Below are 19,959 nucleotides of genomic sequence, written 5' to 3'. Positions count from 1 at the left end.
AAGTATAATCTAACACTAATGAACACTCAACAAATTTTTTTATTTATATATCTACTAGCTCAGCAATTCCACCTAAAAGTTGTGCTTTATTTGCTAAATGACTAACCTTAATTTGCGTTTGTATTAATCCTTCAGGAACATAATCTTTAAGATGCCTCCTTACTAAATCAACTAGATACTCATCTTGTTTAGCAACTGCTCCACCTAATAAAATAAGTTCAGGATCAAATAACAAGATGATTTCTGCTACACCACGTGCTACTTCATCACCCCAATCTTCAATAATCTTTTTAAATTTTTCGTCACCATCTTTAGCTTTTTCAAAAGCATCAATCACAGATGTATCAAAATTTTTTAGATAAGCTTCTAAACTTAAAGTTGCTGCTCGTTTTTGATAATCTGTTTTTGTATTTTTATCATAAAGAGTATAACCAATAGAGTTAGCACTAGCATGAGCACCAGAAAATAGTTTCCCTTCGTAAAAATATGCTCCTCCTATGCCTGTACCTAGTGCTATACAGTAAACATTATCACTACCTCTTGCATTACCAGCCAAACGCTCTCCTAATAAAGCAGCATCCACATCATTAACTACTGATACTGGTAACCCTGATAATTTTTCTAACTCTTTCTTTATAGGTGTTCCTATATATCCTGGAATTGTTGGACCAGCATATTGGATTTCACCTTTTTTACCAACAATTCCAGCTGTACTGACTCCAATTCCTAGTAATGTATAAGCTTCCATCATTTCCTCAGTGATTTTTTTTAAACTCTTCAAAATATGATTGTCTATATTTTTCAAAGTCAGACAGCTATTACTCTCAATAATATTTAATTCAGAATCAATCAATCCATATTTAATGGTAGTACCACCTACGTCAAAACTTAAGTAATATTTTGTCATTATACTTCCTTCTTTCTTAAATTAATTTAACCGCTTTCAATATAGCATAAGATACTTTTTTTCTCAAATTAATTTTATAAAAATGATTATCAAGTTTATTTAATAGCGTTTGAAGGTCATTATGATAATTATTATCTAAAATCATTGTTGAAATATTTTTTTTCGTATTGTATAGTATAAGCGAAGGTAGTTAAAGCGTTATCAAAAATGAATTGTGAGGTAATAGATTATGAAAAAACTTTATTCTGCTCTTATGACAGCATTTAACGAAGACGGTTCTGTTAATTTAGATGGAGTTCGTGAAATGGTTCGTTACAATATTGATGTAAATCATATTGATGGTCTTTATGTAGGCGGCAGTACTGGTGAATCTTTCATGCTCAGTACAGAAGAAAAGAAAAATATCTTCAAAGTTGCTTATGAAGAAACTGCTGGTAAAGCACATCTTATTGCTCAAGTAGGTTCTTTAAACTTAAATGAAGCAAAAAAACTAGCTAAATATGTAACTGACTTAGGTTATCCTATGATTTCTGCCGTTACACCTTTCTACTATAATTTCTCATTTGAACAAATTAAGAATTATTATAATTCAATCCTTGAAGGTGTAGACAACAAACTCATTATTTACTCTATTCCTGCTTTGACAGGTGTTGCATTATCTCTAGATCAATTCGCTGAATTGTTTGAAAATCCAAAAATTGTAGGTATTAAGTATACTAACGCTGATTTCTATCTTTTAGAACGTGTTCGTAATCGTTTCCCAGATAAATTAATTCTTTCTGGTTTTGATGAAATGTTATTACCTGCCCTTGCACTAGATGTTGATGGTGCAATTGGCTCAACATTTAACTTAAACGCTCCTCGAGTTAAAGAAGAAATTGCAGCTTTTAAAGCTGGAGATATTAAAAAAGCTCGTGAACTTCAAACATTAAGTAATGATTATATTACAGATCTTTTAAATAATGATTTATATCCAACAATCAAGTTAGTATTTGAAAAACTTGGAGTTCATGCAGGCTACTGCAAAGAACCTATGAGTAAACCAACCCCTGAAATGGAAGCTGGTGCTCAAAAAATCTATGAAAAATATTTCAAAAAATAGTAGAAATTGGGTGAAGATTATGGAAAATACCTTTCTTGATCAAGTTCACGGTAAATTAATTATTTCTTGTCAAGCACTGGAAGGTGAACCTTTACATAGCTCTTTTATCATGGCACGTATGGCACGTGCTGCTAAAATGGCTGGTGCCCCTGCAATTAGAGCTAATTCTGTCGTTGACATCCAAGCTATTCAAGATGAAACAGGTCTTCCAATCATTGGGATTATAAAAAAAGACTATCCCGATTCCGATGTATATATTACTCCGACTCTTAAAGAAATGCGTCAAGTTGCCGCTACTGGAGTTGAAGTTGTCGCTTGTCAAGTAACTGGACAAGTGCGTCCTAATGGAGAAAAATTGGAAGAAATTATTCCACAATTTAGAGATGAATTTCCTAATACTCTTCTCATGGCTGATACTGGTGATCTCAGTGATGTTAAAGAAGCTAATAGACTTGGTTTTGATATTATTGGCACAACTATGCATGGATATACTCCTACTACTAAAGGCATGAATATTGCTGATAATGATTTTGCATACTTAAAAGATGTACTAAAAATTGCTGAGCATCCAGTTATTGCTGAAGGTAAAATTGATTTACCTCAGAAAGCTAAACGTGTTTTAGAATTAGGTGTACATGCACTGGTAGTTGGTGGTGCAATTACTCGTCCACTAGAAATTGCAAATAAATTTATGGACGCAATTAAGTAAAAATTTGTGCTATACTTGAGATAAATTATATCAGGGGTGATGTTGATGAATTTGCTTAATAATATAGAAGCAATTTTCTCCACACTTTCTCGCCAAGAACGTAAAGTAGCTTTGAAAGTTCTTCAAAATCCTCAAGAAGTACAATCTATGAATATTACTAAATTAGCTAAAAAAGCGGGTGTTAGTAATGCTACTATCACTCGTTTTGTGCGTAGAATGGAATGTTCTGATTTTCATGATTTTAAATTAAAACTTGCCGTATCTGCTGCTAGTTCTCCTGAAGTACCTGTTTCCTCTGAAAATAACTCTATGGGAGATAAAGTCTATGAATTTTATCAAAAAGTACTTCAAGGAACTTGGAAGCAACTAGATACTGATACTATTCATAATATTGTCCGTGCTATTACTAAAGCTCGTCGTGTCTACGTTTATGGCTTAGGAAGTTCTGGGTACACTGCACAAGAGTTTACTCAACGTCTAATTCGTATGGGAATTGCTGCTTTTTGTACAGTTGATAGCCATATGATGTTTATAGATAGTACTATTGTAAACTCTGATGATGTTATCATCGCCATTAGTCAATCTGGTAATACTGATGATGTAAATGTTGCTTGTTCTTTAGCAAAACAAAAAGGAACAAAAATTATCAGCATTACTGGATTTTATCAAAGTCCACTTATCGAACTCTCTACTTGGAGTGTAGTTGTTAAAAACAGTAATTTTGTTGATAATACTCGCTTTATTAATTCTCAGCTAGCGATCGTTTATGTTATCGATATTATTACAATGGAACTGATGGAAAAATCTGAATATAGTTCTACTATGAATAAGACCGTTGAATTAATCATGGATCGAAAATTATCTAAATAACAACACCAATTGGGGTTTCTCAGTTGGTGTTTTTTGAAAGAAGGCATCGCTATGAAAATTACCGTCGTTGGTGGAACTGGATTAGTCGGTCAAGGGATATTGTCCGAACTATCTAAAGATAAATCACTAGATCTCCACTCTATTTCACGTAATGGTAAACGTCCTAATTCCATTACTGGTATCACCTACCACTCTTTTGACTTAGCTCATGACACTAATTGGCATTATTTACTTCAAACTTCTGATTGGGTTATTGATTGTATAGGAATTCTTTTCCCTAATAAGTCAAAAAATCAGACTTATGAAAATAGCAGCATTCAACCTGCTAAGTTAATTATTGATAATATCGTTGATTCTGATAATAAATTTTTGTTCATCTCTGCCAATTCAGCTCCATTCTTTTTAAATAATTATTTACAAGCTAAAAGAACTGTTGAAAATTATGCTAGTAGAAAACTAGGTAATCGTGCAATATCAGTCTATCCTGGATTAGTTTATTCTAGATTTAGAAGAAGCAACTATTATCCTGCTGTAATATTAGACTTTTTATTAAAATTCAAACTATTTAGTTTCCTAAGAAAATTTCGTCCAATTAGTAGAGAAAGATTTGCTAAAGAAATACATTATATAATAGAAGGAAAACATAGTAGTCTTACTTATAGAATTTAAAAGCAATTAAATTTAATCATAATTTAATTTTTTATCATTATAATTTAAATATATTTACAGAAGATATTAAATCAATCGATTATTAAATTAATCATCTTTTTCTTAATTACCCAACTTTGTTTTAATCATTATATGCTAAAATAGTCTTTATCATTTTTAAAGGAGATTTTTTATGAATGATAAAAACAAAAAAATAGGCTTATTTAGCTTAATCATGATGATTTTTTCAAGTATTTTTGGTTTTGCTAACATGCCAGTTGCTTTTTTGCAAATGGGATATGCTAGTATTATCTGGTATATTTTTGCAGCCATCTTTTTCTTTCTGCCAGTATCCATGATGCTTGCAGAATATGGCTCAACTTTTAAAGATGAGCACGGTGGTATTTATGCTTGGTTAAGTAATACTATTGGTGAAAAGCTTGCATTTATCGGAACTTTCATCTGGCTTTCTAGTTGGATCGTTTGGTTAATAAATATTTCATCAAAAGTATTTATCCCCTTCTCTGCCTTATTATTTGGTAAAGATATGACACAAACTTGGGCTTTTGGTCCTTTCAGTGCCACCCAAGTAGTTGGAATTTTAGCTATTCTTTGGATTATTTTCGTTACTTTCTTTGCAAGTCGTGGTGCAGATGTTATTTCCAAGGTTTCTAGTATTGGCGGGGCTTTCGTAACTGGAATGATTTTTGTATTTTTAATTGCTACTTTCATTTCTTTGTTTGCTACTCATGGACACTTCGAACAACCAATTACAGCATCTGCATTTGTTAAATCACCTAACCCTGCTTTTACTAACCCGGTTTCTACTCTATCTTTTGTTGTATATGCTATTTTTGCTTATGCTGGTATGGAATCTTTAGGTGGAATGATTGATAGTATTGAGGAGCCTGAGAAAACTTTTCCTAGAGGTTTATTGATTTCTTCAATATTAATTGCAGTTGCTTATTCCTTCATGATTCTTTTATGGGGTGTCAGTGTAAATTGGAAAGATGTTCTTTCTAGTGACTCTGTTAACCTAGGAAATATCACTTATATAATGATGCAACATCTTGGTATCTACCTCGGATATAGCTTAGGATTATCTGCAAGTGTAAGTAATTTAATCGGAAATATTTTTATCCGTTTTGTTGGTTTAGGAATGTTTTTAGCTTATGTTGGTTCATTCTTTATTTTGATTTATTCTCCAATTAAATCATTTATCTTAGGATCTAAACACTTATGGCCAGAAAAAATGACTAAACTTAACAAGCACGGCATTCCGGAATTTGCAATGTGGATGCAAGCTCTACTTGTATGTATCTTGATATTTTTAATTTCATTTGGCGGTGGCCAGGCTAAGAGTTTCTACACGATTTTAACTGATATGTCTAACGTATCAACTTCGTTTCCTTACTTATTCTTAGTTGGTGCCTTCCCTATATTTAAGAAAAAAGGATTTAAGCAACCATTTATTGCTTATAAAAATCATACTTGGACAAAAATTATTACCTATGTATGTTTCTTAATCATCTTATTTGGTATTATTTTCACTTGCGTTGATCCATTTATACAAGGTGATTGGGTAACCGGATTTTGGACTGTTATTGGACCAATTTTCTTTGGTTCTCTAGCTCTAGGAATTTATACTCGAGCAACAAAGAAAAATAAGAATAAAAATTAAATTTTAAAGCCCTAGTTAGTTGCGATGATTTATCGGACTAACTAAGGCTTTTTCTTATTTATTTTTTTTATGTGCTTTAATTATTTTAAGCGCACGTTTCTTAGTCTTACGATTACTGCTTCGCAAACGACGATAATCACTTGCTAAATCTGTCTTTTCCATTATATTCACCTCTCTTTAACTACCAACTTGCTTTGTGGACACCTGGTATTTTTCCTTGATGTGCCAACTCTCTAAAATTAATACGTGACATTTTAAACTTACGCATATATGCACGTGGACGACCATCAATTTCATCTCTATTTTTTAATCGTATAGGGTTAGAATCTTTAGGTAATTTTCGCAAGCTCTCATAATCATGATTTACTTTCAACTGTTTTCTTATCTCTGCATATTTAGCGACTAACATTTGCTGTTTTCTGTACTTTGCAATTTTTGATTTTTTTGCCAAATGTATTCCTCATTTCATTTAAATAGTAATCATTACTTTTTAAATGATATCAATTACGATTTAAAAAGTCAATAAAAATTAATCATATTCAAAGTAAAGTTGTATAATTTGACTACTTTTTTTCAATTTTCTACAATTATCTTATTAACTACTCTAAGATTAGAAAGGAGAATGGCATTTTTTTAATTGCCTATTAATTCATTGAAACATATTGTTACTGGAATTATTGCCAATGTTGATGCAGGAAAAACTACTCTTTCCGAAGCGTTACTGTATCAAACTGGGAATCTACGCAATTTGGGTCGCGTTGATAACGGTAATACTTTCCTAGATACCGACCAACTAGAGAAGAAACGTGGCATTACTATTTTTTCGCATCAAGCTAATTTAGAATATAATGATCTTTCACTGACTATCTTAGATACTCCAGGACACGTTGATTTTGTTACTCAAACAGAACAAGTTTTAAGTGTTCTTGACTATGCTATATTAGTTATTTCTGCTACTGATGGGATTACTAGTCACACTAGATCTCTTTGGAATTTGCTAAATCATTATCATGTTCCTGCATTTCTTTTTGTTAATAAAATTGATATCAATACTAATATGGCCTCACAGATTTTATCTCAATTGAAAAGTGAATTAGATGAATCAATTATTGATTTTTCTTCCGATAATATGCTTGAAGATATTGCAATGTGCGATGAATCATTATTTGAAGACTATTTACAAACCAATACCATCCCTGATGAAAAAATCCTATCCTTAATCTCTGATAGGGTTATTTTCCCATGCTATTTTGGTTCTGCTTTAAAATTAGATGGTATTGATGAATTTTTGCAAGGATTCAATCATTGGACACAAGAGCCGCATTATCCAGACAATTTCCAAGCAAAGATATTTAAAATCTCACATAATGATAAAGGTGAACGTCTAACTTGGCTTCGTATTCTAGGTGGCTCACTAAAACCTCGAGAAGAAATATTACCTGAACAAAAGATTAGTCAAATTAGAGTATATAATGGAGAGAAATTTTCAACCTATCCAACTGTTAGCGCTGGTCAAGTTTGCACCATTCCTGGATTAATCAATACCTATCCAGGGCTAAGTATCGGAGAAAATCAAGCAGATACTATTCCAACTATTACCCCTGTTCTAAGTTATGCTCTTGATCCTAATGGTAATGATATTCAAACTTGCTTAAAAGCTCTTCATGAATTAGAAGATGAAGATCCTAAATTACATGTTACTTGGTCTGAACATCTTCAAGAAATTAGTGTACAAATTATGGGAGAAATTCAGTTAGAGATCTTAGAACAAATACTCCTTGATCGATATAATTTAAACGTCACTTTTACTAAAGGAAATATTTTATATAAAGAAACTATCACTAATTCTATTGAAGGGGTTGGACACTTCGAACCACTTCGTCATTATTCAGAAGTACATTTACTACTAGAACCAGGAGAAAGAGGTAGTGGACTACAATTCGAAAATCAATGTAGTCTAGAAGTATTAGACAAAAATTGGCAACATCAAATTATATCTAATCTCAAAGCTAAAGAACATTTAGGAGTATTAACCGGTTCCCCTCTTACTGATGTAAAAATTACCCTTTTAGGCGGGAAAGCTAGCAATGTACATACAGTTGGTGGAGATTTTCGTCAAGCATGTAGTCGTGCAGTTCGACAAGGTTTAATGATGCTCAGAGAAAATAATAATTGCCAACTCTTAGAACCTTGGTATCGTTTCAGACTAAAAGTTGATCGTACTCAAATTGGTCGTGCAATCAATGATATTCAACGAATGCATGGTACCTTGGATGAACAACAAGTTGAGGGGATACTAACTGGAATTGCTCCTGTTTCAGAAATGTACAATTATGCCACCAATGTACGCGCATATACTCATGGGAATGGCACACTAGAATTGGAAATTGCTGGTTATTATCCTTGTCATAATTCGACAGATATAGTATCTCAACAAAATTATGATCCTGTATCAGATTTAGAAAATACTCCACAATCTGTTTTCTGTGCTCATGGAGCTGGATATACAGTTGACTGGAAAGATGTACCTACAACTATGCATTGCGAGTATTTTTGGAATGGGATGAATTAGCAAAAAGCGAAGTCAGATGAAAAGGTTAATATATTGGTTGTATAATATTTAGGACTGATAATGTAGAATTTTTTACATTACGGTCCTTCTTTTATTTTCTTTATTTTGCGTCAAAATAAAAGAGAGAGCCCACACGTCAATCTAATTAAAAAAAGGACACCATCTCTATGGATATACTTTTACTTGGAATTACAGACCCTAATTTAACTATTGATCTTAAATATCAATATATTTCGTATATTGAAGAAAAAACTATTAAAAATAGTAAGGTTTTGCTCTGTCATCTATATCGGTCGCCCATCTATTTCACCTTTATTTTTTTATGTACAAGATTAGAATCCTTAGGTAATTTCCGTAAACTCTCATAATTGTGAGCTGTTTTTAATTGTCTTCTTAGCTCCGCGTATTTAGCATTCAATATTTGTTACATTCTGTACTTTGTAATTTTTGATTTTTTTGTTAAATGTATTCTTTATTTCATTTAAATAGTAATAAAATAAATAATCATCATTGATAACGACAATACTTTCATAGATACTGACCAACTAGAAAAAACGTGATATTAACACTTTTTCCCAATCTACTATATTTTTAAATTTTAATTAAGATTATATTAATATAAATTAAAACTCTAGTTAATTATCTAACATTTTGCCTCCCCCACGAAAAATTAAGGTATAATTTTGAGGTATATTAAAAAATTGGAGGAGAGTATATGAAAAAAGCTGATGGTAAACGGGCTAATTTGAGTAACTCTACTATTTTAATGTTCAAGGATATTTATAGATATGGCAAAAGAATGAGTAGATCTGATTACTGGTGGGGAATATTAGGCTTAGGAATAATATTAATTTTTGATTTTTTAGTATTGGCTATTCTTCCAGAAGCATGGTTTGTTAATTTTATTATTTTAAGTGTGCTTCTAATTCTCTTACTTGCTTATTTGTCAGCAACGGCGAGAAGACTTAGAGACGTTGGATATAGCGGTTGGTTTACTTTCCTATCTTTTATTCCTTATTGTGTAGGACTTATAATACTTTTATTTTTCACAACAAAACCCTCTAAAAAAGAAAACAATAAGTACATAGAAGATACACAATCTAATTTGGGCAAGTTTCTTATGCAATCGAATAGATCATTTATTGGTTCTTTATTAGTATTAGCTTTATTATTTGGTGCTATTGGCGCAACAGATACTGATAATAACAGTGAAAATAACAATAGTTCTTTTGCTGCGAATAAACACAGTTCAAAGCATAAGAATAATAGCAGTCGCCATAAAAAGAAAAGTAGTTCTTCAAGTAAAAAAGATGAAAATAAACATGAAAGTAGTAGTTCTTCTGAAAATTCTAGTTCATCTAGCGTAGTAGAAGATTATCATCCTATAACTTATGATGAATTAGCTCGTAATCCCCAAAGTCATATGAGTGAGCATATTCAAGTTTCTGGTAGTGTAGTACAGGTTGTAGAGAGTTCTAAAGCGTTACTCGTAGACTTAAATGATGACCCAGACCAAGCAGTTATTGTAAGAATGTTAAAGAGTAATAATAATAACCGTATTTTAGAAGGTGATTGGGTAAACATTCAAGGAACCAGTGTTGGAACAATAGATTATAAAACTGTAATGGGAAACACAAGAACTGTTCCTGCTATTACCGCTACAAATATAACAAGATAAATAACCATACAGGTATTGGTTCTGATGAGCTAATACCTATTTTTGTATGCAAATATGCCTGTTAAACGTACTTTAAGCATAAGTTCAAGTTATAATATGAATAAAACTCACAAAATGAGTTGCCAGATACAAATTATAAAACTTAGCTTTAATCGTTATAATACACGGAAAGATAAGTATGGGTTTAAGAGAAATTTAAAGATATATCAAGCTAACAAAATTCAACTATCATCAAAGTTAGATAAACTAGCTAAAACGCCTAGTGGGCGTCAACGACAAATTCAAGTTAATCAAACTTGGAATTATTATAAAGAAAAAATAAAAGAAAACCTCTCTAGTGATGAAGGACAGGCAATTTATCGTCGTCGTAAGTATGATGTAGAACCTGTTTTTTTTGTCGTATGAAGAGGGATTTTGGTGTGCGAAGAACAATCTTAGAGGACAAAAATCCGTTGAAAACGATATAGGATTAGTTTTAATGAGTATGAATTTAGTAAAATGATAGCTCAGTTTAGTGCTAAATATATAGAAAATATAAAAATTCGACTCCAAATTTTGAATTATTCAGAATTTTGGAGTCGAATTATTTTTTAAGAGCTAGAAATCAATAGTTTTTTTATCCTCTTTATCGGCATATTATACATTATATTTTATTTATATTATGGTAATTCATTAACACAATGTTATTGTTTATCTTTTGTGATAGTTTAAAGATATCTCATTCCTACATTTAGATTCTACTTTCCACCAAATATTTTCCCAAAGAATCCTTTTTTCTTTTTATTTCTCTCATCCATTGCGTCAACCACTTGTTTAACTAGATCTTTTTGTAAATCCATTTGAATTTGTGCTTGCATCTTATGTTTCCTCTTCCTTTTCTTTCTTATCAGTAATTCCGTGAGTATCCTCATACTTTTTGCGAAGAACAGGCTCTCCCATCCATTTATCGAAGTTATCTACATCGATCATGAATCCAGAAGTACCATACTTACTACCTGCTCATATCCTTTCTTCTTTTGACTCTTAATATAAGCTTTCATTGCCATTATAAACTTTTTTGTTTACTTTTTCATATTTAACTTCTTGTTATAATATAGATAGTTAAAAATTAATTTTAGTTTGTTATTTAAAAGGAGGCAGTTACATGACATATTTTTGGATTAAAACAATTGCTGGCATCCTAGTAGTAACTACCCTTTCTACATCATACTATTTAAAAACCGGACACGCCTGGATTTTTATTGTTGCGGTAATATCTGCCCTAATAGAAATTCCTTTATCTTACTATCAGAAAAAGAAGAAAAATAAATAGCCCAAAAGTTCAATAAACTTTTAGACTGTTTATTAAAAATTCCATCCCAAAAAGCATTGCCATTCGCTACAATAAACATCTCTAACCATTTTAGAAAAGTACATTTAAAACACTTATCCATTTCCGTGCCTGGGTAAGTTAAATAATCTTTTTTTGTTTATAGCGTTTAATATTGATACACATTTCACCATAATCACGGAAAAGTAGTATAGGAATTAAGTCTTTATCTATTGATTCTTGATATCTGTTTAGGATTTCCTGTCCAGAATAAATTTTACAAACAGGGCCGCCTAATTCCATACCTTGGAACTCATCTTCGAATAAATTCAATCCATTTATGACATTTCAATACAAACACCTATATATCAATGTTATATTAAATAATCACTTAAAAAGTGCATACTTTTTGCATACTAAGAAAGTTTAAGAAGGAATGTTAGCAAAAAAAGACACCTTGCCACTACCATACATTATAGTAGAAACAAGGTGTCTTATGTTTTCTAAGAATAATAAAAAAATCGTTGCGAATGGGGCAACGATAATTGAAAATACATTGAATTAGACATCAACAACTATTTCTTTTAGCAACTATATAATACTAAAAAAAATGTGTAAAAGCAAGAAAAAATTATTATGTATTAGGGAGGCACGACTCCCTTTTTTGCTAAAAAATTCTAGTTGCTGTAGCCTAATTCACTAATCTTTTTTAGAAAAGTGAGACTCTACAAATATCTTTAAGCACTGCGAAAGTACTAAAGCTGTAGGAGCATAGGCATACAACACATCTAAGACTGTGTGGTGCACTATTATTGTCTCCCCTTTCCAATCCGGGAAATACTTACTGATTTTCGTGCAAATCGATATGTATTTCGGAGCTCCGAATTTTATTTGTAACAAAAGTTACGTTCTTGATTATATGTTACTTTGATTCGTAAATCAATATCTACTATTACATATAATGTGTACCTATTCAAATTTACCCCAAGTACTTGTACGCTTACCACCAGAACTTTCTCCAATTGGCAAGTAACCGTATTGTCCGTTTCCACGAGGTTGTCTAATCCATACGTATCCACCAGAATGACAGAATGCGTCATATTTAACAACAGAACCTTTTGGAAGAACACCAATTTTAGATGAATTGGTTGTTGCTCCCCAACGTAATATGATACCTTCATCAACAGTGATAGTTAACTTGCCACTTTCCTTAAACCACTTAACCCCTAAATCGTCAGTCCAAGAGTCATATTTAGCGTTGTTTTGGCTAGGAGCTGGAACTGGTTTGGGTGTCTCAGTTTGTGGCTTTGTTCCAGGCTTAGCAAATTTATCCCAAGCACTTGCATCCAGATACCAGATTGAACGATCCATATCACCGCCTGTATACTGCCAACCAGCAATTGAACCAAAAGCACCACTAGAAACGTTCATGTTTGGCACAGTCCAAGAGTTCCAGTTCATTGATGCATACTTGGCAACCCAAACAGCACAATCTTTGGCACAGTTGGCTACTTGATTTAATGCAGATTCTTGTACATAAATCACACACCAAACACCAGTTAAGCGGTGTACTTCGTCTACAAACTGGCGAACCCAGTTAGCATTTCCCCATGCTGAATTTTGGTAACCTTCCCAGTCAATCACTAGCATGGCTTGACCTACATAGTTTTTGATATTATTGATAAAGTATTGTGCTTCTGCTACTGGATTACCGCCTCCAGCGTAATGATACAAGCCACGCTTTTTACCAAGTTCTCCTGCTAGATCCCATTGGTGATTGCATTTAGGATTAACGTATCCTGTGCCTTGAGTAGCTTTAACAATAACCCCTTGAGCGTGTGGATCACGAACGATACTATCGTCTGAACCTGAGTAAACGTCTACTGTGTACATAACCATAACTATTTGTCCTCCTCATGTTTTATCTTATATTCATCTGACAATTTATAGATGTATTTCTTTAACCATTCCGGCAATGGCAAGCCTATCTGTCCCCAATTTTCAATAAATGACACTGCATAAAATAGATTACAGAAAACAATAAATGAATCTGCTGCACTTGCAAAACCACTTGCAGTAATGATTGGATAGACAGAAAGACCAACAAAAAGGACTAATCCATGTTTGATTAGTCCATTAATTCCTTTTGTGCTACTTGTACTTTTTGCAACAATTGACTTAACAAATCCTGTTGCTATATCTGCAATAATAAGCCATATAAACAACCAAATTAGTGGGTTATCATACATTCCATGCAAATTATCAAAAATAATTTGATGAAATGGTCTAGGTGGCTCTAACAATCTTATCAAAATTATCACGTCCTTATATTATGGATTATATGGAGTGGCTACTTCGCCCTCTTCCAATTTAATATTTTTATACCAAACTTCTCCTATAAATTCTTTTGTATCTGTTCCTAATGTTACTACATAAGGAGAGAGATCTTCTGTCAAAGTGAATGTTGTACTAAATCTCGTCCAATCTCTTACAGATCCTAGGTCTATATATTTATCACTCCCTAATTGCCCTTTATTATCATCAATTCTTCTTAGATCTAAAGAACTTGTCCCAGATTTTCCATTTGTGGATATAACCTTGTAATCTATACTAATAGTATATTTTTTACTAACATTTAATCTTGAAGCGTCGTACAAATATATCATATTCATGGTTCTAGAACTTGTGATAGCAGTATTTTTATGAATTAATGGATTTCCATGTTCATCTATCAATGTACTATTCTTTAGCAAGTTAGGGTTACTTATAGTGTTATTTATTGTATAGATAACCTGATTAAGTTGTAATTTGGTTGCTAGGTCTTCTGGAGCAGGACTCCACGGTGTAGCTACGGTGCCTTTCTCTAGTTTAATATTGGCTATATATAAACCACTTTGATTACTACCACTGTTTCCATTATTATCAAATCTGATATATCCTTCATCACACTCTTCTGTGTTGAAAGTGACGCTAACATACTCAGCATGACCGCCAGAATATCTACGCTCTTTTATCAGTTGTTTTATGACGGTAAAATTTGATGTTTCCCCATTTTTCCTACCGAAGAACCATGTATCTGAATTCGGCACATAATCATCTTTAAAAGCCCAATAGCTTAATGTGTAGTCAGTGTTTCGGTCAACTTTGATTAGGTCACTATTAAATACAGCTTCACCACCATTAGTTGATCTGTTAGTTAATAAGAATAGATTTTCTTGGTTATTTTTCCAATATGGGTGCTTAGTAACCCTTAAAATAGCATGTGAACCATTGGTATGCTGCCAACCATCTGTATTTTGCGGGTTTCCACTATTACGTACTAAGTTTACTCCCCCGCCACTAACCATTGGTATAGCTGTCTTAACAACTTCTTGAGCAAAACCATCAGAATTTTGTAGAAAAGGAGAGTTGGTAATTATATTTCCCATTGATTGCCATTGATTATCACTTTTGATAGCGGTAATAGCATCATTTTTAGCGTTGGTTCTAGCATCATTAGCTGCAGATTGAATATTATTCGCTATTTCATTTTCTTTACTTGTAGCCCTGTCTTTTTCTTTATCTATTTTGACATCAATATAATTTTCACGACTCATAGCTCGATTTTGTTCAGTAGTAATTATCCCAGATAAATCATTCTCAGCCTGTATAGCTCGATTCTTTTCAGCACTCAAACTAGCTGTTAGATCTTTTTCTGTTTTTTGAGCTCTGCTAACCTCAGAATCTATTTTATTTTGAAGCTCTATTTCTGATTGATTTGCTCTATTCTTCTCAATTTCTAAGTCTTTTTGTAAACTCGTTTCCTTTTCTGTAGCCCTAGAAGTTTCTTTATCTAACTTGGTTTGAGTTTCATTTCTTAAGTTGGATAAATCTCCTAGAGTTGCTATAGCAGCAGTGTCAACTTGTAAGGTCACTCTATCATTGTTACTAAATTTGATACCTAAATTAATTTGCAAGTTAGTAGAACCACTACCATCATACGAATTCATATATTGTGGTTGATTAGCTTTGATTACTGCAAATAATTTTAGATCTTGACTATCTTTTAGTTTGGCAATTAAAAAAATGGAATTAAGTGTATAGTCAGATTTAACATCATGACCATCAAACACTAATTCCATCCTAGTTATATTTTTACCTATGGTAATATTATTGATCGTACCTGTTTGATTTTTAGAGGCTCTACTATTGATATCATCATATGTTTCTGAAATTAATTGACTCTCACTATAAGCAGTAGATGAAGCAATAGCATTAATAAATTCAACTTTCTTGTCTTGTTGGCTAGCCTCTTGTAACAACGTTACACCTTCATTTGTTACTTTGGTTGTAAATTTATTAGCCATTCTTATCCTCCTCTGTTATGATAATTGAACTTTGTGTACCAGCCACAATTTTTACTTCTCCACTAGAATTATCAATAAACCTTATTTCTTGGACTCTAATTCCAGCTGCTGCAGTACTTTCGATTCTCTTCAATAAATATTGTTGTTTCCATGGATCATTGGCAAATTCTAAAGGAATATCTTTAATAATTATTGCTTGTGGTTCGTTTTCTAATGGCAACACCTTAATATTTCTGACGTCAACACCTAATGAATTTTTGATGATAGTCAAAATTCCATTAACTGTTGCATCTCCTTTTCTACTAGCAATTTTAGATTTTAGCATTACTCTATAAAACTCATCATCAGCTTTTCCTCGAACTTCACCAACTTTTTCACCAATTTTATCAAGTAAATTTCCACTAGCATTATCTATATTTCTATAATATTCAATTTGTTTAAATAGACCTTGAATATTGGATAGATACTCTGCAAAAAAAGTAACTAGCTTATTTATATTAGGATTATAGATAGCATCAACTGACCCAGGCATTCGTGATATAAATTCTTTTAAAATATCCATTACTCTATCACCAACCCATTATCAGCTAATTCTGCAGTTTCAAAGTTTTTTAATTGAATATCTTCTGCTTTTACGTTTTCGAGAGAGAAACCTACTTTAATATCAGCCACTACTATTCCTGAAATTTCCGAATATATTCTCTGATACAATTTGGTGTAGTGTAGTACGTTTCCCATACCAACGCTTGATATATAAGTTTGAACAATTTCTTTTATTCTTGCATTACCGTCGTTAGGATACATATCTCCCTTTTCTATATGTATCTTGACATATACTTTTTTATTTTCAGGATAATCAAAGGCTATTTCATGGCTAATTCCTGCTATATCTTCTTTATATCCACCATCTACATAAATATGGAGAGATTTAGCTGGAGTATTATTAGTACTATCATCTTGCATAGTATCGTTAGCTATAATCTTAACTGACTTCACTCCAGAAACTTTACTAATTCCAGCTAAAACTCCATTATAAGGACTAGCTGGAACAGAAGCGTTAGATAAAGCAATACGTTTTCTAAGTGATTCATCACTTTCTATGTCAGCACCACCGTATACTTCTTCTAGAGTAGCATACATGATGGTTTCAACTGGAGTTACTTGAGATAATGTAAAAGTTCCATCTTTGTTATATTTCATTCCTAATTCATTAGCATATAACAAGCGACTTGTTCCTATACCAAGATTTCCACTAACAGCTTGAATCGTACCATATCCATCAATATCTAATGTCTTCTTAGAGATATCTTCTAAAACAATATCTTCAGTTGTAACATACATCAGTTCATCACTAGTTTTAAATAATGTTCCTGTTGGTACTACATATCCAGCTTGTCCCCATATTTTGATAGTTCCAATTGCAACTTGAGCCGGCAATCTTGAGATACCAGCGTTAGAAGCAAGTTGATCTAAAGTAGTTCCCTCAGCAGAATCAACAAATTGCGAATTATAGACAACCTCTGCTAGTTTATATAGTTTATCTAGAATATATGCTAAGATCCTAATTAAAATCCCACCAACTGATTTAGAATTAGTTTGTGCATTATCTCCAAATAATTCACGCCACTTATAACTAAGTTGTGTAACTAACTCTGCATATGTCGGTCTTGAAAAGCCATTACTATCAATCACAAAACCACCTCCGAACTAATTGTTTCTCCAACATTTAACGTCACATTGAATTTCACAAATAGCTGTCTATTTTTTAACTCAATACTTGTAACCTCTGCATTAATTACATTTTCTTGCTGTTGTAGTGCTTGCATGACATAGTTAGCAATTAAAACTAAATCTGGATTTTTAACAAAAATTTCACTTTGATTTAGCCCCATAGTTGTATCTCCAAAGAACTCACCTTGATTAGTTTTTAAAATAATTTCTAACTCTTGTTTAATCTCATCTATATCAGACACTAAGGCTAAATCTCTATCAAACTCTAAGTCCCCAGATGTATCTAACTTTAAATCAATCATGTAAACACCTCCCATATCAATGCATCATTCAAATCATGCATTCGCTTAGATGTTAAAGCAAAATCACTATTTGTTTTATCCCAATTCTCCATTGACCTATCTAGAAAAATTACTCCTACAACACTACCAATTCGAATAAATTGTTGAGCAGATTTTCCGACAGGGACATTCATAAGTAACGCTCTTTTACTTCCACTATAATTTCGTACCAAAGGCTGAACATTTACTCTAGTTTTATCTTCGTTGATAAAAACAACTCGTGCTAGTTGAGCAACATGTAGATTAGCATTTATGTTACTAATTAATTCTTTGATAAAAATCGTATCATTATTTCTAACTGGCATTACATATTTTCAATCCCTTCAAATTTAGTTCTCGCTTCTTCTCCATCAAAAGTATGCTCTCCATTAATCACATACATTCCATGATTCAAGTATTTACTATGGACTTCAACTCTTGAAAAAGTAGTTAGATGAAAATTTAGTATGCTTTCACAAGAAAAACTCCAACGACCTAAACCATCATCATCATCCCAATCTTGCCAGTCATCATCTCGACTTTCAACAACAGGACTACCAATTAAACCGGTGTTAACATTTAAATTGAAAGTTTCAGCATTACGTCCATTAAAAATAAAAGCCCAGGTCAATTTACCTCGTAAGTAAAATAAACTGGTCTTTGTATCTTCAGCTATTTGTGAAAGTATCTCTAACGGATGACCTTCAGCGGTATATTCTTCATCATATCGTTTGTTAAAGTTAGTATTCATAATATTTAATTGCATATTAGCCCTTCTAGCAACTTCTCTAACGATTGTTTCTGCATAAGTCCCTTTAGCAAAGGTTACATTAAGTTTAGGTAAAGTTGTATAATCTGGCCCTTCTAAAACTCTTAGAGTATATGCAGTATCTGCATCTTCCAATGTTGGAGTTGATGTTCTGAAAATAGTTCCACTCATCAATAACCCATTATCATCATGATATCCAGCAAATAACTCTACTTTATCCCCACGCTTTATACTATTAAAGTGACCAGGATTAATATTGTACAGTACTATTTCTGTAATTTGCTTTTCTGTTTCAGTTGAGAATGGAACAGTAAAATGGATTTCAGTCGACTTATCAGCGTGTTTATTGTATTGATAAGTTAACGTACTATTTCTTGTATAGACTTTTACCATAATCTCAAAACCATAGTCATAAGCCATTGCTAATCCACCACCGTATCTATATATAAAAATACTGTTTTACCAAAAGTTTCTTTGTTGCACACTGTTGTTCGTCCTGATTCATCTAATGGAACTAAATCTACTATTGGTAAATCAGGGTTAGTATAGTCACTCCATAACCTTTTACTATAAACTAATTTCTCACCTAAAATTACAGGGTTATTATTTACATCAAATAAATCTACAGTATAGAAATCACCAACATCATTATAATTAATCTGCATTGTGCAGTTGTAATTACCAAAGTCTGTATCGAACATCATTGGTAAATTCTCTAAGTTCAAATCATATCTATATCTTTTAGACATTATTTAACCCTCGCTCTCGCACCAACTGGAATAAATCTATCTGGCCAGTGGTTCCAATTCCTAAGCGTTTGAATTGGTGTTCCATATTGTCTCCACCATCCCCAGTATGTATTACCAGGTCTAACTGTAACCCATGTTTGTGGTGGGCTTGGAGGTGGAGTTGGCTTTACTGGTCCGACGTGTTGAACTTTAACAAAACTTGTTGAAACAATATGTGCTTCCTTGAATTCAAGAACTACTTTTATAGCATTCTTGAAGCCACCTTCATCATATGTCTTAGTAATATTGGTTAAAATCACATCACCATGAGTAATGGCACCACTCCAAAATATACGATTTCCGTTATATTGCCATGAAATTAACTGTTGCCAGCTGTTGTTAATCTCGTTATGGTTTTTACCATATATTTTACCTTCAACAGTCCAACCTATTGAGGCACGTTGTGTATGATCAGTAACCAAGTTCCCTGATTGTACAGGATATTGTGCTACTGTATTCTCAATGCTTTCTTCTTCAGATTCAGCAAAAATTACTACTTTCTTTTTTCCGTCAGATAATGTGGCCATTA

At 32.5% G+C, this 19,959-nt stretch carries 22 protein-coding genes; 9 read left to right on the top strand and 13 right to left on the bottom strand.

Annotation, left to right across the window (positions count from 1 at the left end):
- Positions 1-43: 43 nt before the first annotated feature.
- Entirely contained in the window at positions 44-907 is an 864-nt protein-coding gene (locus tag NOU10_RS04465) for an ROK family protein (protein ID WP_255906132.1), read from the bottom strand.
- Positions 908-1,136: 229 nt separating this feature from the next.
- Here NOU10_RS04465 and NOU10_RS04460 point away from each other — a divergent pair, with 229 nt between their 5' ends.
- The 5 genes from NOU10_RS04460 (at position 1,137) to yjeM (ending at position 5,917) form a co-directional block, all read left to right on the top strand.
- Positions 1,137-2,009 carry an N-acetylneuraminate lyase gene (locus NOU10_RS04460; RefSeq protein ID WP_305119801.1) on the top strand — a complete coding sequence of 291 codons (873 nt, stop codon included), beginning with the start codon at positions 1,137-1,139 and terminating at the stop codon, positions 2,007-2,009.
- A gap of 19 nt (positions 2,010-2,028) precedes the next feature.
- Positions 2,029-2,718 carry an N-acetylmannosamine-6-phosphate 2-epimerase gene (locus tag NOU10_RS04455; protein ID WP_255906189.1) on the top strand — a complete coding sequence of 230 codons (690 nt, stop codon included), beginning with the start codon at positions 2,029-2,031 and terminating at the stop codon, positions 2,716-2,718.
- A 45-nt stretch (positions 2,719-2,763) separates the two neighbouring features.
- Positions 2,764-3,588 carry a MurR/RpiR family transcriptional regulator gene (locus NOU10_RS04450; protein WP_081537300.1) on the top strand — a complete coding sequence of 275 codons (825 nt, stop codon included), beginning with the start codon at positions 2,764-2,766 and terminating at the stop codon, positions 3,586-3,588.
- A 51-nt stretch (positions 3,589-3,639) separates the two neighbouring features.
- Complete coding sequence (locus NOU10_RS04445) at positions 3,640-4,257, top strand: NAD-dependent epimerase/dehydratase family protein (RefSeq protein ID WP_255906131.1); 618 nt, start codon at positions 3,640-3,642, stop codon at positions 4,255-4,257.
- A gap of 172 nt (positions 4,258-4,429) precedes the next feature.
- The gene (gene yjeM / locus NOU10_RS04440; RefSeq protein ID WP_255906130.1) at positions 4,430-5,917 is read left to right on the top strand and encodes a glutamate/gamma-aminobutyrate family transporter YjeM; all 1,488 of its coding nucleotides are present in this window, start codon (positions 4,430-4,432) and stop codon (positions 5,915-5,917) included.
- A gap of 54 nt (positions 5,918-5,971) precedes the next feature.
- Here yjeM and NOU10_RS04435 read toward each other — a convergent pair whose 3' ends face one another.
- Positions 5,972-6,079: a putative metal homeostasis protein gene (locus NOU10_RS04435; RefSeq protein WP_255906129.1), complete on the bottom strand. Its 108-nt coding sequence runs from the start codon at positions 6,077-6,079 to the stop codon at positions 5,972-5,974.
- 19 nt (positions 6,080-6,098) lie between these two features.
- Positions 6,099-6,368: a 30S ribosomal protein S14 gene (gene rpsN / locus NOU10_RS04430; protein ID WP_011476677.1), complete on the bottom strand. Its 270-nt coding sequence runs from the start codon at positions 6,366-6,368 to the stop codon at positions 6,099-6,101.
- 186 nt (positions 6,369-6,554) lie between these two features.
- Here rpsN and NOU10_RS04425 point away from each other — a divergent pair, with 186 nt between their 5' ends.
- From NOU10_RS04425 to NOU10_RS04410, 4 genes are all read left to right on the top strand, one after another.
- A complete protein-coding gene (locus NOU10_RS04425) occupies positions 6,555-8,489 on the top strand; it encodes a translation factor GTPase family protein (protein ID WP_255906128.1) in 1,935 nt (644 codons plus the stop codon).
- A gap of 715 nt (positions 8,490-9,204) precedes the next feature.
- Complete coding sequence (locus NOU10_RS04420) at positions 9,205-10,167, top strand: DUF805 domain-containing protein (protein WP_253005816.1); 963 nt, start codon at positions 9,205-9,207, stop codon at positions 10,165-10,167.
- 114 nt (positions 10,168-10,281) lie between these two features.
- Positions 10,282-10,572 (top strand): transposase, encoded by a 291-nt coding sequence (locus NOU10_RS04415; RefSeq protein ID WP_253005815.1) that lies wholly within the window; start codon positions 10,282-10,284, stop codon positions 10,570-10,572.
- A 739-nt stretch (positions 10,573-11,311) separates the two neighbouring features.
- Entirely contained in the window at positions 11,312-11,479 is a 168-nt protein-coding gene (locus tag NOU10_RS04410) for a hypothetical protein (protein WP_253005814.1), read from the top strand.
- Positions 11,480-12,445: 966 nt separating this feature from the next.
- Here the strand turns inward: NOU10_RS04410 and NOU10_RS04405 are convergent.
- Genes NOU10_RS04405 through NOU10_RS04360 form a run of 10 tightly spaced genes read right to left on the bottom strand, consistent with a single transcriptional unit; the run spans position 12,446 to position 19,957 of the window.
- Entirely contained in the window at positions 12,446-13,375 is a 930-nt protein-coding gene (locus NOU10_RS04405; RefSeq protein WP_255906127.1) for a GH25 family lysozyme, read from the bottom strand.
- A 2-nt stretch (positions 13,376-13,377) separates the two neighbouring features.
- Positions 13,378-13,788 (bottom strand): phage holin family protein, encoded by a 411-nt coding sequence (locus NOU10_RS04400; RefSeq protein WP_225355847.1) that lies wholly within the window; start codon positions 13,786-13,788, stop codon positions 13,378-13,380.
- 18 nt (positions 13,789-13,806) lie between these two features.
- Positions 13,807-15,822 carry a hypothetical protein gene (locus tag NOU10_RS04395; protein WP_255906126.1) on the bottom strand — a complete coding sequence of 672 codons (2,016 nt, stop codon included), beginning with the start codon at positions 15,820-15,822 and terminating at the stop codon, positions 13,807-13,809.
- Entirely contained in the window at positions 15,815-16,384 is a 570-nt protein-coding gene (locus NOU10_RS04390) for a hypothetical protein (RefSeq protein ID WP_255906125.1), read from the bottom strand. The genes NOU10_RS04395 and NOU10_RS04390 overlap by 8 nt, the downstream gene beginning before the upstream one ends.
- The gene (locus NOU10_RS04385; protein WP_255906124.1) at positions 16,384-17,514 is read right to left on the bottom strand and encodes a baseplate J/gp47 family protein; all 1,131 of its coding nucleotides are present in this window, start codon (positions 17,512-17,514) and stop codon (positions 16,384-16,386) included. Before NOU10_RS04385 ends, NOU10_RS04390 begins: the two co-directional genes overlap by 1 nt.
- Entirely contained in the window at positions 17,511-17,855 is a 345-nt protein-coding gene (locus NOU10_RS04380; protein ID WP_081540658.1) for a hypothetical protein, read from the bottom strand. Before NOU10_RS04380 ends, NOU10_RS04385 begins: the two co-directional genes overlap by 4 nt.
- The gene (locus tag NOU10_RS04375; RefSeq protein ID WP_034998111.1) at positions 17,852-18,199 is read right to left on the bottom strand and encodes a hypothetical protein; all 348 of its coding nucleotides are present in this window, start codon (positions 18,197-18,199) and stop codon (positions 17,852-17,854) included. Before NOU10_RS04375 ends, NOU10_RS04380 begins: the two co-directional genes overlap by 4 nt.
- Positions 18,199-19,062 carry a hypothetical protein gene (locus tag NOU10_RS04370; protein WP_081540657.1) on the bottom strand — a complete coding sequence of 288 codons (864 nt, stop codon included), beginning with the start codon at positions 19,060-19,062 and terminating at the stop codon, positions 18,199-18,201. Before NOU10_RS04370 ends, NOU10_RS04375 begins: the two co-directional genes overlap by 1 nt.
- A 2-nt stretch (positions 19,063-19,064) precedes the next feature.
- Complete coding sequence (locus NOU10_RS04365; protein ID WP_081540656.1) at positions 19,065-19,391, bottom strand: hypothetical protein; 327 nt, start codon at positions 19,389-19,391, stop codon at positions 19,065-19,067.
- A complete protein-coding gene (locus NOU10_RS04360) occupies positions 19,391-19,957 on the bottom strand; it encodes a LysM peptidoglycan-binding domain-containing protein (protein ID WP_081540655.1) in 567 nt (188 codons plus the stop codon). The genes NOU10_RS04365 and NOU10_RS04360 overlap by 1 nt, the downstream gene beginning before the upstream one ends.
- Positions 19,958-19,959: the final 2 nt, after the last annotated feature.

Source organism: Ligilactobacillus sp. MP3, assembly GCF_024436335.1.
GTDB lineage: Bacteria > Bacillota > Bacilli > Lactobacillales > Lactobacillaceae > Ligilactobacillus > Ligilactobacillus salivarius.
Note: the sequence above shows the minus strand (reverse complement) of the source record. Positions and strands in the feature narration are given on the sequence as shown.

Bases quoted from the DNA above. Each gene is read 5' to 3' on its own strand.
- NOU10_RS04435 (WP_255906129.1), bottom strand. From the start codon at position 6,079: ATGGAAAAGACAGATTTAGCAAGTGATTATCGTCGTTTGCGAAGCAGT.
- NOU10_RS04465 (WP_255906132.1), bottom strand. From the start codon at position 907: ATGACAAAATATTACTTAAGTTTTGACGTAGGTGGTACTACCATTAAA.
- NOU10_RS04410 (WP_253005814.1), top strand. From the start codon at position 11,312: ATGACATATTTTTGGATTAAAACAATTGCTGGCATCCTAGTAGTAACT.
- NOU10_RS04415 (WP_253005815.1), top strand. From the start codon at position 10,282: ATGAGTTGCCAGATACAAATTATAAAACTTAGCTTTAATCGTTATAAT.
- NOU10_RS04405 (WP_255906127.1), bottom strand. From the start codon at position 13,375: ATGGTTATGTACACAGTAGACGTTTACTCAGGTTCAGACGATAGTATC.
- NOU10_RS04360 (WP_081540655.1), bottom strand. From the start codon at position 19,957: ATGGCCACATTATCTGACGGAAAAAAGAAAGTAGTAATTTTTGCTGAA.
- NOU10_RS04390 (WP_255906125.1), bottom strand. From the start codon at position 16,384: ATGGATATTTTAAAAGAATTTATATCACGAATGCCTGGGTCAGTTGAT.
- NOU10_RS04375 (WP_034998111.1), bottom strand. From the start codon at position 18,199: ATGCCAGTTAGAAATAATGATACGATTTTTATCAAAGAATTAATTAGT.
- NOU10_RS04380 (WP_081540658.1), bottom strand. From the start codon at position 17,855: ATGATTGATTTAAAGTTAGATACATCTGGGGACTTAGAGTTTGATAGA.
- NOU10_RS04420 (WP_253005816.1), top strand. From the start codon at position 9,205: ATGAAAAAAGCTGATGGTAAACGGGCTAATTTGAGTAACTCTACTATT.
- NOU10_RS04365 (WP_081540656.1), bottom strand. From the start codon at position 19,391: ATGTCTAAAAGATATAGATATGATTTGAACTTAGAGAATTTACCAATG.
- NOU10_RS04460 (WP_305119801.1), top strand. From the start codon at position 1,137: ATGAAAAAACTTTATTCTGCTCTTATGACAGCATTTAACGAAGACGGT.
- NOU10_RS04395 (WP_255906126.1), bottom strand. From the start codon at position 15,822: ATGGCTAATAAATTTACAACCAAAGTAACAAATGAAGGTGTAACGTTG.
- NOU10_RS04370 (WP_081540657.1), bottom strand. From the start codon at position 19,062: ATGGCTTATGACTATGGTTTTGAGATTATGGTAAAAGTCTATACAAGA.
- NOU10_RS04445 (WP_255906131.1), top strand. From the start codon at position 3,640: ATGAAAATTACCGTCGTTGGTGGAACTGGATTAGTCGGTCAAGGGATA.
- NOU10_RS04450 (WP_081537300.1), top strand. From the start codon at position 2,764: ATGAATTTGCTTAATAATATAGAAGCAATTTTCTCCACACTTTCTCGC.
- NOU10_RS04455 (WP_255906189.1), top strand. From the start codon at position 2,029: ATGGAAAATACCTTTCTTGATCAAGTTCACGGTAAATTAATTATTTCT.
- yjeM (WP_255906130.1), top strand. From the start codon at position 4,430: ATGAATGATAAAAACAAAAAAATAGGCTTATTTAGCTTAATCATGATG.